Origin of the sequence: Agrobacterium leguminum (assembly GCF_005144435.2) — a bacterium.
In the GTDB taxonomy this organism is placed as follows: Bacteria; Pseudomonadota; Alphaproteobacteria; order Rhizobiales; family Rhizobiaceae; genus Agrobacterium; species Agrobacterium leguminum.
Genome location: NZ_CP120212.1, coordinates 2,111,721 through 2,124,134 on the forward strand (window position 1 = coordinate 2,111,721; position 12,414 = coordinate 2,124,134).

General features: G+C 58.0%; 11 protein-coding genes. 4 read left to right on the top strand and 7 right to left on the bottom strand.

The window, feature by feature from the left end; genetic code table 11:
• Window positions 1-2 precede the first annotated feature (2 nt).
• The 3 genes from CFBP4996_RS24210 to CFBP4996_RS24220 all read right to left on the bottom strand — a co-directional run bounded on the left by CFBP4996_RS24210 (window position 3) and on the right by CFBP4996_RS24220 (window position 1,440).
• The gene (locus CFBP4996_RS24210) at window positions 3-389 is read right to left on the bottom strand and encodes a flavin reductase (protein WP_272868922.1); all 387 of its coding nucleotides are present in this window, start codon (window positions 387-389) and stop codon (window positions 3-5) included.
• An 11-nt stretch (window positions 390-400) separates the two neighbouring features.
• Window positions 401-736 carry a ferredoxin FdxA gene (gene fdxA, locus CFBP4996_RS24215; protein ID WP_080853511.1) on the bottom strand — a complete coding sequence of 112 codons (336 nt, stop codon included), beginning with the start codon at window positions 734-736 and terminating at the stop codon, window positions 401-403.
• Window positions 737-840: 104 nt separating this feature from the next.
• Window positions 841-1,440, bottom strand: coding sequence for a superoxide dismutase (locus CFBP4996_RS24220; protein ID WP_080853510.1), 600 nt, complete (start codon window positions 1,438-1,440; stop codon window positions 841-843).
• A gap of 331 nt (window positions 1,441-1,771) precedes the next feature.
• On the opposite strand from CFBP4996_RS24220, the gene CFBP4996_RS24225 reads away from it, so the two are divergent.
• Window positions 1,772-2,722: a bile acid:sodium symporter family protein gene (locus tag CFBP4996_RS24225; RefSeq protein ID WP_006697363.1), complete on the top strand. Its 951-nt coding sequence runs from the start codon at window positions 1,772-1,774 to the stop codon at window positions 2,720-2,722.
• Window positions 2,723-2,794: 72 nt separating this feature from the next.
• Here the strand turns inward: CFBP4996_RS24225 and CFBP4996_RS24230 are convergent, their stop codons facing one another.
• A complete protein-coding gene (locus CFBP4996_RS24230; protein ID WP_080854787.1) occupies window positions 2,795-3,826 on the bottom strand; it encodes an aldo/keto reductase in 1,032 nt (343 codons plus the stop codon).
• A 185-nt stretch (window positions 3,827-4,011) separates the two neighbouring features.
• Between CFBP4996_RS24230 and CFBP4996_RS24235 the strand changes: the two genes are divergently transcribed.
• Complete coding sequence (locus CFBP4996_RS24235; protein ID WP_080853509.1) at window positions 4,012-4,917, top strand: LysR family transcriptional regulator; 906 nt, start codon at window positions 4,012-4,014, stop codon at window positions 4,915-4,917.
• 80 nt (window positions 4,918-4,997) lie between these two features.
• Here the strand turns inward: CFBP4996_RS24235 and CFBP4996_RS24240 are convergent, their stop codons facing one another.
• Window positions 4,998-5,783 (bottom strand): 2-keto-4-pentenoate hydratase, encoded by a 786-nt coding sequence (locus tag CFBP4996_RS24240; RefSeq protein ID WP_080853508.1) that lies wholly within the window; start codon window positions 5,781-5,783, stop codon window positions 4,998-5,000.
• Between the two features lie 281 nt (window positions 5,784-6,064).
• Between CFBP4996_RS24240 and CFBP4996_RS24245 the strand changes: the two genes are divergently transcribed.
• On the top strand, window positions 6,065-7,249 hold the full coding sequence (locus CFBP4996_RS24245) for an AGE family epimerase/isomerase (protein WP_080853507.1): 1,185 nt from the start codon (window positions 6,065-6,067) through the stop codon (window positions 7,247-7,249).
• Window positions 7,250-7,407: 158 nt separating this feature from the next.
• On the opposite strand, the gene CFBP4996_RS24250 is transcribed toward CFBP4996_RS24245, so the two are convergent.
• On the bottom strand, window positions 7,408-9,171 hold the full coding sequence (locus CFBP4996_RS24250; RefSeq protein WP_080853506.1) for an ABC transporter ATP-binding protein: 1,764 nt from the start codon (window positions 9,169-9,171) through the stop codon (window positions 7,408-7,410).
• Between the two features lie 269 nt (window positions 9,172-9,440).
• Window positions 9,441-10,871, bottom strand: coding sequence for a mannose-1-phosphate guanylyltransferase/mannose-6-phosphate isomerase (locus CFBP4996_RS24255; RefSeq protein ID WP_080853505.1), 1,431 nt, complete (start codon window positions 10,869-10,871; stop codon window positions 9,441-9,443).
• Window positions 10,872-11,191: 320 nt separating this feature from the next.
• Between CFBP4996_RS24255 and CFBP4996_RS24260 the strand changes: the two genes are divergently transcribed.
• Complete coding sequence (locus CFBP4996_RS24260; protein ID WP_080853504.1) at window positions 11,192-12,367, top strand: glycosyltransferase; 1,176 nt, start codon at window positions 11,192-11,194, stop codon at window positions 12,365-12,367.
• Window positions 12,368-12,414 lie beyond the last annotated feature (47 nt).

The window sequence follows — 12,414 nt, forward strand, 5'->3', positions numbered from 1 at the left end:
CATCAACCTGTGTCGGTGTAGGCGCTGCTATGATCGGCCTGCTCACAGACCCATCGCGCTTTGATAGTTGCCGCAATCTCCTCCTGTCCTCTGGCCAGTGCCGCAACGGAAAAGCGTCGGCTCGCTGCGATGAGATCGACCATGCGGCTGCTGGCGTCGATGGAGATCATCAGAAGCGGCGGTTCTGCGCTGAGCGGTATGAAGGAGGTGATTGTGCGTCCAACCCGCTCTCCGGCGTGGCAGGGCGTGGCCACCGCCACGGTGAAGGCTAGGTCGGCCATTGAATCCTTGAATTCACGCGGGGAGATCATCGGAGAGGCGCAAGCTTTCAGCGGAACATGTGCGTGATTGACCACACTGCCATCGATCAGCCTGAGATTATGAGACATGATGTGCCGGACTAACCGCCCGCTCCCGGATTTTTCGAAAAAATGGACATCTTCGCCGCAGCGCCATTCATGATGTCGGCATTGTCAGGCGGTGACTTTTTCTGGTGCACGCGTGGCCAGATGCCGGAATAGTGGCGGTTGAGGTCGAGCCAGACATGCAGTCCCGCTTCGGTATCCGGCCGGATTGCGGCGGCGGGACATTCGCCCTCGCAAATCCCGCAGTCGATACATTGATCGGGGTGAATGACGAGCATGTTCTCGCCTTCATAAAAACATTCGACCGGACAGACTTCCACGCAGTCCATGGATTTGCAGGCGATGCAGTTTTCGGTGACGACATAGGGCATTGAGACGCTCGAAGGGAGTTGCAGCCGGACGGCGGCTGTCCGGCTGCGCCCGATCCGGCCGGCCGCCCAGGGCAGCGGGACCGGCAGGATCGGTGGGGCTCAAATCAAAGGCGGGCGGCGACCGCCTGCCAGTTCACCAGATTGTCGAGGAAGTTTTCGAGGTAAGCGGGGCGCTTGTTGCGGAAGTCGATGTAATAGCTGTGTTCCCACACATCGCAGCCAAGAAGCGCCTTCTGCCCGAAGCAGAGCGGATTGACCCCGTTTTCGGTGCGGGTGATCTTCAGCGAACCGTCGGTATCCACCACCAGCCACGCCCAGCCCGAACCGAACTGGGAGGCGCCGGAGAGGGCGAAATTCTGCTTGAACAGCGCGACCGAGCCGAAGGACTGCGTCAGCGCATCTTCCAGCACCTTGGGGATCGCATGATTTTCCGGCCCCATGATTTCCCAGAAGAGATTGTGGTTCCAGTGCTGGGAGGCATTGTTGAAGATGCCGGATTGCGCCACCGCACCCTTCTCATAGGTGCCCCGGACGATCTCGTCGAGGCTCCTGTTTTCCCATTCGGTGCCGACGATCGCCTTGTTGAGATTATCGACATAGGCCTTGTGGTGAAGATCGTGATGGAACTTCAGCGTCTCTTCGGACATGCCCGAGGGGGCGAGCGCATCATGGGCATAGGGGAGGTCGGGAAGCTGGAAAGCCATGGGGTATCCTTTGTCAACTGTTCGCTCAAGAGCATGGAAAGAGCCTTGCGAAAACAAGGTGACAGTACTTCTAGGACCTCAACCATGGTCCAGGTCAAGAGGTTTTTTTAAGGGCGAAGGGACCCGGATCAGATGCCGGATTTGTCTGCGATCCGCCGGAAAGCGGCAGCCATGGATTGCGATCTGACATCGCCGAAAGCTCGCTCGCCGCGCCATCGGCGTTCAATCTTTTTCCAAATGGTTCATGGAGCGGCCGCTCGTCGTTCGTTGTGACCTTGACACAGTGACATCGCGGTCTAGACGGGTCAGGTGTTCATTTTGGAGTATAGACATGAAAACACTGGCAGCCGTTTCGGCTTTTGTAGGCAAGACCTTTGCCGCCTGGGTCATCCTGTTCGCCGTGCTCGGCTTCTTTTTTCCGGATACGTTCAAGCAGATTGCGCCGTGGATCGTCACGCTTCTGTCGATCATCATGTTCGGGATGGGGCTCACACTTTCGGTCGATGACTTCAGGGAGGTCGTAAAAAGGCCGTTCGATGTGACGATCGGCGTGCTCGGCCAGTTTCTCATCATGCCGCTTCTGGCGGTGCTGCTCACCCGGATCATTCCCATGCCGCCGGAAGTCGCGGCGGGCGTCATTCTGGTCGGCTGCTGCCCGGGCGGCACGTCTTCCAATGTCATGACCTATCTCTCCAAGGGCGATGTCGCCTTGTCCGTTGCCTGCACCTCGGTAACCACGCTTGCCGCGCCGCTGGTGACGCCGTTCCTCGTCTGGCTGTTTGCGAGCCAGTTCCTGCCGGTTGACGGCTGGGCGATGTTCCTCAGCATCGTCAAGGTCGTTCTGGTTCCGCTCGCTCTCGGCGCCGCCCTGCAGAAGCTGCTGCCCGGTCTCGTCAAGACCGCCGTTCCGGCTTTGCCGCTGGTGAGCGTCATCGGCATCGTCCTCATCGTTTCGGCGGTGGTGGGAGGATCCAAGGCGTCCATCGCCCAGTCCGGGTTGATGATTTTTGCCGTCGTCGTCCTGCATAACGGGCTTGGCTATCTCCTCGGTTACCTCGCGGCAAAGGCAACGGGCCTGTCGCTTGCCAAACGCAAGGCCATTGCGATTGAGGTCGGCATGCAGAATTCGGGCCTTGGTGCGGCACTTGCAACGGCCTATTTCTCGCCTCTCGCTGCGGTTCCGAGCGCTATTTTCAGCGTCTGGCACAATATTTCCGGCGCAATCCTGGCAAACTGGTTTTCGGGCCGGGTGGACGCAGGCTCCGCCAACAAAGCCGCCTGAAGCTCACCATCTGTCAGGCCGCCCGTCGTTCAGGCGGCCTGACCCTGCCTTAGAACGGCATGGTCCGACGTGTTACGGCCGGTGATTAAGCCGGGCAAAGCCCTCCTGGCGCTGATACGGGAAATGCGGATAGGGAGCAGTCGTCTCGCTGGCCTCGTCCAGCTTCGCTACCTGTGCGGACGTCAGTTCCCATCCCACGGCATCGAGGTTCTGGCGAAGCTGTTCCTCATTGCGCGCGCCGATGATCACCGTGGAAACAGTGGGGCGTCTGAGCAGCCAGTTGAGGGCGACCTGCGGCACCGCCCTGCCGGTTTCTTCCGCGACAGCGTCGAGCGCATCGATGACGCGGTAGAGATGTTCATCATTAACCGGCGGGCCGAAGCTGGCGGTCTCATGCAGGCGGCTACCTTCGGGCAGCGGCGCGCCGCGACGGATTTTTCCGGTCAACCGCCCCCAGCCAAGCGGGCTCCAGACCATTGCGCCAAGACCCTGATCCGCGCCGAGCGGCATCAGATCCCACTCGTAATCCCGGCCGATCAGAGAGTAATAGACCTGGTTGGCCACATAACGCGGCCAGCCATATCGATCCGCGACGGCAAGCGATTTCATGATCTGCCAGCCTGAAAAATTCGAGATGCCGGTATATCGCACCTTGCCGGAGCGGACGAGCGCATCGAGCGTCGACAGCACTTCATCAACCGGCGTGAAGGCATCGAAGGCATGAAGCTGAAGGATGTCGATATAGTCGGTCTTTAGACGGCGCAGGGCGTCATCCACCGCGCGCAGCAGCCGGAAGCGCGACGAGCCCGCCTCGTTCGGCGCGTCGCCCATCGGCAGGCTGGTCTTGGTTGAGATCAGAACGCTGTCGCGCCTTCCCTTGACGGCTTCCCCGAGCACTTCCTCCGATGCGCCATTGGAATAGACATCGGCGGTATCGAACAGGTTGACGCCTGCTTCCAGACAAATATCGATCAGGCGCCGGGCTTCCGTGGCGTCTGAATTGCCCCAGTTGCTGAAGAGCGGGCCGGAGCCGCCGAAGGTTCCGGTGCCGAAACTCAAGACCGGCACTTTCAGGCCGGATTGGCCGAGATGACGATATTCCATGGGGCGTTCCTTTGTTGCTTCGAAATGGTCGCGGGCGGGGCTCTGGCAGCGCCGCGCTCGGTCCATCCCGTCATGATCTGGCAGATGAAGATTGCGATGCGTTTCAATCGCTGTCTGAAGATAGACGCTCGCTCTTCAATGAAATAGAATGCCGAAAATACTTTCACTTGTGAGATGAAGTCATCATGGCGCGACTGGAGATCAACCGGGCAGGGGAGATGGAAATCTTTGTGCGGGTCGTCGAACTCGGCGGTTTTTCCCGCGCGGCCGCGGCGGCAAACATGACGCCTTCGGCGGTGAGCAAGCTGATCGCACGGCTGGAAAGCCGCTTGGGCGCACGCCTGCTCAACCGTTCCACCCGGCAGCTTCAGATAACGCCGGAGGGCTGCGCCTTTTATGAAAGGGCCACCCGTATCCTCGCCGATCTCGAAGAGGCCGAACGCGCCGCCGGTGAGGGGGAACAGCCTGTCGGCCGCGTGCGGATCAACACCAGCGCGTCCTATGCAACGCATATTCTTGCGCCCATCCTGCCACGGTTTCTGGCGCTCCATCCGGGCATCACGCTCGATATCGTCCAAACGGATATGGTGGTTGACCTTCTTGCGGAACGCATGGATGTCGCGGTGCGCGCCGGGCCGCTCAAAAGCTCAACTCTCGTTGCCCGGAAACTCGGTGAGACAGGGATGGTCATCGCCGCCGCCCCGGCTTATCTGGAGCGTTGCGGCGTGCCGCAAACCATCGCCGATCTGGAAGATCACAACCGGCTCGGATTCGGTTACGCGCGGTCAGTCGACGGGTGGCCGTTGCGGGACGCCGGAAAGACCGTCGTTATCCCGGCGACGGGGCGCGTGCAGGTCAGCGATGGCGAGGGCCTTCGCCGTCTTGCCCTTACCGGTGTCGGGCTGGTCCGCCTTGCTGCCTTCACCGTGCGGGAGGATATCGCCGCCGGCCGGCTTGTCTCCGTGCTCGATCACCTCGATACGGGTGAGACGGAGATGTTTCATGCCGTTTATGTCGGCCAGCGCGGGCCGCTTCCCGCGCGCATCCGGGCCGTGCTCGATTTTCTCGGCGAGCACGGGCGAGTGAAATGACCTTTCGATGGCATCGAAAGTCACGGTGAGGATGAAGACGGCAGGAGGCTGAAAAAAAGAACGTCCGGCTGACCGGACGCCTATGGTCTCGGACCGGACAGCGTGAAGGCGCCAACCGATTTCAGCGCTATGTGCGTCTCGCCGGCAAGTGTGCTTGGTATCGCGCCGCAAAGGCTGCCCGTCGTCACGACATTGCCCGCCTTGAGCATTTCGCCTGTGTTGAATGCCGCATTGGCAAAGGCAACCAGCGGCGCGAGCGGATCGCCATTCGGATGTTTTACCCCGGCATCGAACAGCGAAACCGACCCCTCGGTAACGGTGAGCTGCGGCAGATTCTCGCCATTTCCGGCAAAGATGTCCACGATGTGCTTATCGACTTCCGGGCCGATGATGAAGCCGTGGTTGGCGAGGCGATCCGCGAGAAAAAGCGGAAACGGCACCTGATTTTTCTCCACCAACCTGTAGCGGAGAAGTTCAGCGCCAAGGTGAACCTTGTCGATAAATCCTATCAGGTCGGCCCTCGTCAGTGGCCCCGCCGTCGTCGCAGGAATATCCGCCGAAAGCGTAAAGCAGATCTCGACCTCGATGCCTTCGGTGCCGTCACGGGGAAAAGAAGCGGCATTGATTTCATCGACCCGCACACAATCGAACATGGGCGCCCCAATGGCCTCGCCATCCGCGCGAATCGCCAGTTTCCAGCCAGCAACCGGTTCTGCCCGGCTTTCAGCAAAAGCCCGCTGGACCGCCATAGCCTCTCCAAGCGTAGCAGGAATAAGGCCCTCCACCTGCACCGCCGCCAGAGAAATCTTTGCCCCCTCGCGGCTCGCTATAGTGAAGCTTTCCGCCAGTTTTTCGATTGCCGCCATTGCGTCCATGATCTCCGTTGTTCTCGAACGCCAAAATGTTGTCACGATTTGGCGCTCACTGCCAAGGCCATCAATGCCGGGTTTGACCACATTGCCGACTTTAAGGACGTGCGGCGAGGGGCATTGCAGGGCCAGTACACTGCCTCGCATCGCGGGCTTTATGAGAGAGCAAATGATAGTGTTTGTGGTTGACAGCGTCACAAAACATAAATTCAAGCGTTTGCTTCTGGGTTTCCTTAGCGTATTCGTCCCTACCACGACGTAGAACAGAGAGTTGACGCATGATATTGCAATTTCCGAGCATCGCGCAGACGCTTGCCGAAGAGATCGGAAGATTACGCAAATGGCTGGATGAGGACGCCCTGCCCCTGTGGTGGGAGGCGGGTTCGGCCCGGCCGGATGGCGGCTTTTACGAACGTCTCGGCCAGGATGCCAAACCGGTTTTTTCCGATGACCGCCGCGCCCGCGTGCAGCCGCGCCAGGCCTATTGTTTCGCCGCCGCCGGCCAGCACGGCTGGCAGGGGCCGTGGAAAGACGCGCTCCTGCACGGGCTTTCCTGGTTCGAGAAGGTCTATCGCCTTGAAAACGGCCTTTACGGCAACCTTGCCGACCAGACCGGCCGGCTGATCGATCCCTCCTTCGATCTCTACAATCAGGCCTTTGCGCTGTTTGCCGCCGCACAGGCGGCCGAGAGCCTTCCCGAGCGCCGGGACGAGATGCGCGGCCGGGCGCTCGATATCCTTGCCATCCTCGAACGCGACTACAGACATCCGGTCGCCGGCTTCGAGGAAGCAAACCCGCCGCGCACGCCGCTCTGCTCCAATCCGCACATGCATCTCTTCGAGGCGATGCTGGCCTGGGAGGTGCAGGACCCGGACGGCCCGTGGTCGGCGCTGGCCGACGAGATCGCCGATCTTGCGCTTAACCGCTTCATCGATGGCGGCAATGGCGGCTTGCGCGAATTCTTCGCCCATGACTGGACACCGCATGACAGCGACAGGGGCCGGATCATGGAACCCGGCCACCAGTTCGAATGGGCCTGGCTTCTGGTGCGCTGGGGCAGCCTGCGTGGAAACGATGAAGCGATCGGCAAGGCAAAACGGCTGTTCGAGATCGGCGAGGCCTACGGCATCTGCCCGCGCCGCAAGGTGGCGGTGATGAGCCTCTACGACGATTTTTCGGTGCATGACGGGCTGGCGCGGTTATGGCCGCAGACGGAATGGCTGAAGGCTTCGGTGCGGCTTGCGAGCGTCACGACCGGCGAGGAGCGTCAGCGTTACCTCGCCTCCAGCCTCAGCGCCATCGGCGCGCTGCAGCCTTTCCTCGACACGCCGGTCAAGGGCCTGTGGTTCGACAAGTGGCCGGCCGACAGGCCGATGCTCGACGAGCCGGCACCGGCAAGCACGTTTTATCACATCGTCTGCGCCATATATGAGGCGGAGGCCGTGCTGGCGGTCAGTGGGTGAACTCAGCACGCCCAGCCGGTGGGCGTGCTACATTCGCCACCCTCATTTTCAGGGCAGCGAGACAGTCAGTATTAATATGCTGCAAGCAAGCGGTTTGTCATAACTGACGCACTCGGCGCAGATCAAAGTCGCGCCTTTCGTGTGTCGAATCTTTCCCACTAAGCTACATCGGCATCAAATTGGATGCTGTGAAGCCGTTTATAAAGGCCATCATTCGCAAGAAGCTCACGTCTGCTGCCCTGCTCGGCGACTTCACCATTATCCATAACGACAATCTTGTCGGCACGATTGATAGTGGAGAGACGGTGAGCAATGACGATTGATGTCTTGTTGAGCGTCAATCGTTCAAGTGCATCGCGAACGAGAGCTTCGGATTCCGAATCCAATGCGCTGGTTGCTTCATCGAGGATCAAAATATCCGCGTCTCTGAGCATGGCGCGGGCAATCGCAACACGCTGCCGCTGCCCCCCGGACAATCCAGAGCCATTTTCACCGAGCCTGCTGTCATAGCCTTCCGGCATGCTCATGATGAAATCATGCGCATTGGCTGCCTTGGCGGCCGCTATTATCTCTTCTTCGGTGGCATTGTCGCGGCCAACGGAAATATTGTGCCTTATGGATCCCGAAAACAGGAATGTTTCCTGCCCGACATAAGAAACGTGCTCGCGCAAGCTCGAAAAAGAAACGTCGCGCAAATCCATACCGTTGATTTCTACTGAGCCGGTTTGCGGATCGTAAAGGCGCATCATGAGATTGATGATGGTGGATTTGCCGCTGCCGGATGGGCCGACCAGTGCGGTCATCTTGCCACCTTCGAAGAGCAGGCTGACATCTTTCAGAACGGGCTGGCCTGCAACATATTCAAAGCTCACATTTTTTAGTTCGACATCGCCTGTCGCTTTGGGCAGAGGCTCGGCGTCTTTTTTCTCGGCAAGCGTCAGCGGCGCGTCCAGCACCTCAAACATCATCCGCACGCCAATCATGCCGCCTTCGATCTGTACCCGCATGCGGGCGAGGCGTTTCGCCGGTTCATAAGCGAGCAACAGGGCGGTAATAAAAGCCATCAAATCGCCCGGTGAGCCGCCTTTTTCGAGAACGGTATAGCCGGACACGGCAATAACGACAGCAATTGCGAGGCCTGATAGCGTCTCCATGATGGGGCTGGTTGCGGCCTCCAGTTTGGCAATGCCATTGGCACGTTGCTCTACGTCGGAAACCGCCTTGTTCATGCGCTGACGCATAAGCTTCTCAAGGGAGAATGCCTTGATGACACGTACACCTATGCTGGTTTCCTGTACGACATTGACAATCTCACCGAGCGAAGCAAGCTCCGCCTCCATGATCTTGCGTACGCGGCGCAAAACAAGCCGAACGCTGAAGATGGCAAGAGGACCGATAATCATGGAGATCGCACTCAGGAGGAAATTCTGGGCGAACATCACGATAATCAGGCCGATAAGCGAAAACAAGTCACGTACGAACGATGTGACAATCGTATCGATGACGCTGCGTGCCGCCTGTGCATTGTAAGTAACGCGAACCAGCAGTTCCGAGGAAGGCAGATTCTGAAAGAAGGAAACGCCCTGTTTCAGGAGCCGATCGTAGATCTTGCGTTGTTGCTCCGCTACGATGCTATTACCAGCTTTGCTGAGATAATAGCTCTGCACGAAGGTTGCGAGGCCTTTGACGATGAAGATAGTCGCGACTGCAAAGGCAATCTCGAGAACGACGTCAAAGCCCTGCTTCAGATAAACGCTGTTGACGATATCGCGCATGATCCATGCGCTGAGAGATGTCGTGCCGGCGACGACGAGCATCGCGGCAATTGCCGCAGAATACCAGCCAACATGCTTTCTGAAATTTTCTTTGAAAAGTCGCACCAGCAACGTCTTGTCGTTTTCAGACAAAAAAGATCCGATCACGGAGATATCCTTAGTTAGCTGATACCACTACGATTTGAGAAATTGATGGCTGTCCATTTCGATCATTTTTGACCAGGAAACCAGTCCACTATCTGTTTCGAATAGGTAAGCCGCATTCTACTTCGTTTCGTAATCCCGTATCAACTGGCTTAATAATTTCTCTCGGCGCTGGAAAAGTCCTCAGACTCGTTGTTCAAGCGAACCAAATAGTGCGGTGGCCGGCGAGTGTCAACATCCCGCCGACCCGGTCGAACATTCGAGATGCACCGTTACCGTCTTTTATAATCGTCCTCGATGCGGATGACATCGTCCTCGCCGATATAGGCTCCGGTCTGGATTTCGACCAGTTCGAGCGGGATCTGCCCCTCATTGGCAAGCCGGTGCGGCTGGCCGATCGGGATATAGACCGACTGGTTCTCCGTCAGCAACTTCGTCTCCTCGCCGATCGTCACCGTCGCCGTGCCCTTGACGACGATCCAGTGTTCCGAGCGGTGATAATGTTTCTGGAACGAGATGCGGTGGCCGGGATCGACGGTGATGTGGCCAACCCGGTAACGCTCGTCCACATACATGTGTTCGATATAACCCCAGGGGCGATAGACGCGCTTGTGGCTTTGCGTCTGCGGTGCGTGTTCGCCGTCCTTCAGCGTCTCCACCAGACCCTTCACATCCTGCACCCGGTTTTTCGGCACCACCAGAACCGCATCTTTGGTGGCCACCACCACCATGTCTTTGGCGCCAACCACCGTCGTCAGCAATTGCGTCGAATGGATGAGGCAGCCTTCAGAATCGATGAAGACGCCGTTGCCTTCCAGCGCATTGTCGTTGCCGCGCTTGTCGGCGATCTCCCAGATCGCATCCCAGCTGCCGATATCCGACCAGCGGAAATGGCCATGCACCACCGCCATGCGTTTGGTCTTCTCGATCACGGCATAGTCGATGGAATTTTTCGGCGAGGCCTCGAAGCTTGCCTGATGCAGGCGCACGAAGCCGAGGTCGCTTTCATATTGCTCGACCGCCTGCGTCACCGCCGCCAGGATTTCCGGGGCGAAGGCCTTCAGTTCGGCGATCATCACATCGGAGCGGAACAGGAAGTTGCCGGAATTCCAGAGATAACCCTTTTCCAGATAGGAGATCGCCGTCTTCATATCCGGCTTTTCCACGAAGGCGTCGACGATGCTGAGGTCTTTTTCGCCATCGATCGCCTCGCCCGGCTTGATATAACCGTAGGAGGTGCGCGGTTCGGTCGGCACCAGGCCGAAGACGACGATATTGCCCTGATCGGCGGCTTTTGCGCCGAGTTTCACGGCGTCGGAGAACTTGTCGGCATCGAGCACCACATGATCGGCGGCAAGCGCCAGCACCAGGCATCCGGGCTCGCGGCGCTCGGCCAGCACGGCGGCGGCGGCCATGGCGGCGGCGCTGTCGCGGCGGGCGGGCTCCAGCACCACGGTTGCCGGCAGATCGATCTCTTCGGCCTGACGGCGGGCGAAGAAACGGAAATCCTCATTGGTGATCACCAGCGGCTCGGCATAAAGCCCCTTGTCTCCCACCCGCTGCAGCGTCTGCTGATAGGTCGAAAGATTGCCGACCAGCGGCTGGAACTGCTTGGGCAACTGATCGCGCGATACCGGCCAAAGCCGCGAACCGGCACCGCCGGCAAGAAGAACCGGTGTGATCTTTCGAGTGTATGTGTTCAAAATGAAACCTCTCAACTTTCTATCGCCCCTTAACTTTCGTGATATCGAACGTGAGGTAACGCTTCAAATGCCGGATAGAGCTTTCCACAGCGAATAGAAACAACCCAATTTTGCTTGATGAACTGATGACTCCCGAAGTTTTCACGGGTGATGAGCGCATTTGACAAGGGGTCAGAACCGCCTGTATAAGCCGCCCACATCTCTCCGCCCGTGCCGAAAGTTAAGGGTTTTAAGCGGGGCGTGTCCCCGATGTGGGTGATTTAGTAACGCTGCATCGGCGTCAACTGCCACTTGGTGGGGCATGAGGATATGTCTGTAAGATGACTGAAGTTTTTTTCGATCTTTCCGAACTTTTTTTAAATTCAGGCGTAAAGTTTAAATATTATGGTATCTCCAGAACTGTGATGGAGGTCGCTTACGAACTGACAAAATTGGATGCCAGAGTCCGATACGTCATATATTCTCCGTATCATGGTCGGTTTTTTGAAGTTTTTCCGAGGGTTGGAGACGCATCGCCGACTGGCGTGCTGGACCACAATCTTCCTCCTTCGGCTACCCCACTTCGGCTGCGCCAAAGCCTCTTTAACAATAACCCCGTCAAATCTTCCGTTTATTGGGCAATTCGAAAGGTCGTCGATTTCAGAAATCGGCGGCGATGGGCTACGGTCCCGGATGGCTCGGCGAAGGAAGTCGATCTCTCGGGTCATGTGCTGATCTCCCTGGGCAGGCCGAAGATTATGTCCGACTATCTGGCGGCCCTTGAAGCGCGTGGAACAAACGTGATCTTTGTCCCACTTCTGCACGACATGATCCCGTTGCATGATTTCACGCACAGGAATCAATTCTCTTTCCCGAAGAATTTTCTGCACGACAATCAGGTGGCGATTAAAGCATCGTCACTCATTCTCACGAATTCGGAATTCACAGCCCGTGAGGTTCTGCATTTTTCGGAGAAAGGTGTATTGCCGCCTGTGTCAAAGGTCATTGCCGTGCCGCTTTGTAATGAGTTGCGCCCGACCGCCGAGCCGATAGAGAAGCGCGGGCCGTCCGGACGTTACATCTTATGCGTGGGAATCTACAATGGCAGGAAAAATCTGGAATGCGTAGTTGAGGCCATGATGTCCCTTCACGAGCGGGGAATGGATGTCCCTAATCTCGTGTTGGCTGGTGCGAGACGTAAACGTGCATTTGCGCTTGTTCTCCCCAGTCGGATGGAAGGATGGGGTTTGCCCATAAGCGAGGCATTGTGGTGCGGAACACCTGCATTGGCGGCGGACGTTCCGGCGCTGAGAGAGGCAGGGGGCGACCTAGCGCGCTATTTCGACCCGGAAAAGCCAGATGAGTTGGCAGATGTTTTGGGTGAGTTGTTGGGGAATCACGCAGCTTATGAAGCCCTGCGTCTTGAGATCGCTGAACGGAAACCCTCGATGCGGACATGGCGCAATGTCGCATCTGAAATGCTTTTAGGGGTGAAAAATACGCTTTTAGCCACTTGAAGCGTTTCGGAGGTCACGTGGGTAACGGATATCTGTGCGTTTAGAGA

Bases quoted from the DNA above. Each gene is read 5' to 3' on its own strand.
- CFBP4996_RS24220 (WP_080853510.1), bottom strand. From the start codon at position 1,440: ATGGCTTTCCAGCTTCCCGACCTCCCCTATGCCCATGATGCGCTCGCC.
- CFBP4996_RS24235 (WP_080853509.1), top strand. From the start codon at position 4,012: ATGGCGCGACTGGAGATCAACCGGGCAGGGGAGATGGAAATCTTTGTG.
- CFBP4996_RS24260 (WP_080853504.1), top strand. From the start codon at position 11,192: ATGACTGAAGTTTTTTTCGATCTTTCCGAACTTTTTTTAAATTCAGGC.
- CFBP4996_RS24210 (WP_272868922.1), bottom strand. From the start codon at position 389: ATGTCTCATAATCTCAGGCTGATCGATGGCAGTGTGGTCAATCACGCA.
- CFBP4996_RS24225 (WP_006697363.1), top strand. From the start codon at position 1,772: ATGAAAACACTGGCAGCCGTTTCGGCTTTTGTAGGCAAGACCTTTGCC.
- fdxA (WP_080853511.1), bottom strand. From the start codon at position 736: ATGCCCTATGTCGTCACCGAAAACTGCATCGCCTGCAAATCCATGGAC.
- CFBP4996_RS24245 (WP_080853507.1), top strand. From the start codon at position 6,065: ATGATATTGCAATTTCCGAGCATCGCGCAGACGCTTGCCGAAGAGATC.
- CFBP4996_RS24240 (WP_080853508.1), bottom strand. From the start codon at position 5,783: ATGGCGGCAATCGAAAAACTGGCGGAAAGCTTCACTATAGCGAGCCGC.
- CFBP4996_RS24230 (WP_080854787.1), bottom strand. From the start codon at position 3,826: ATGGAATATCGTCATCTCGGCCAATCCGGCCTGAAAGTGCCGGTCTTG.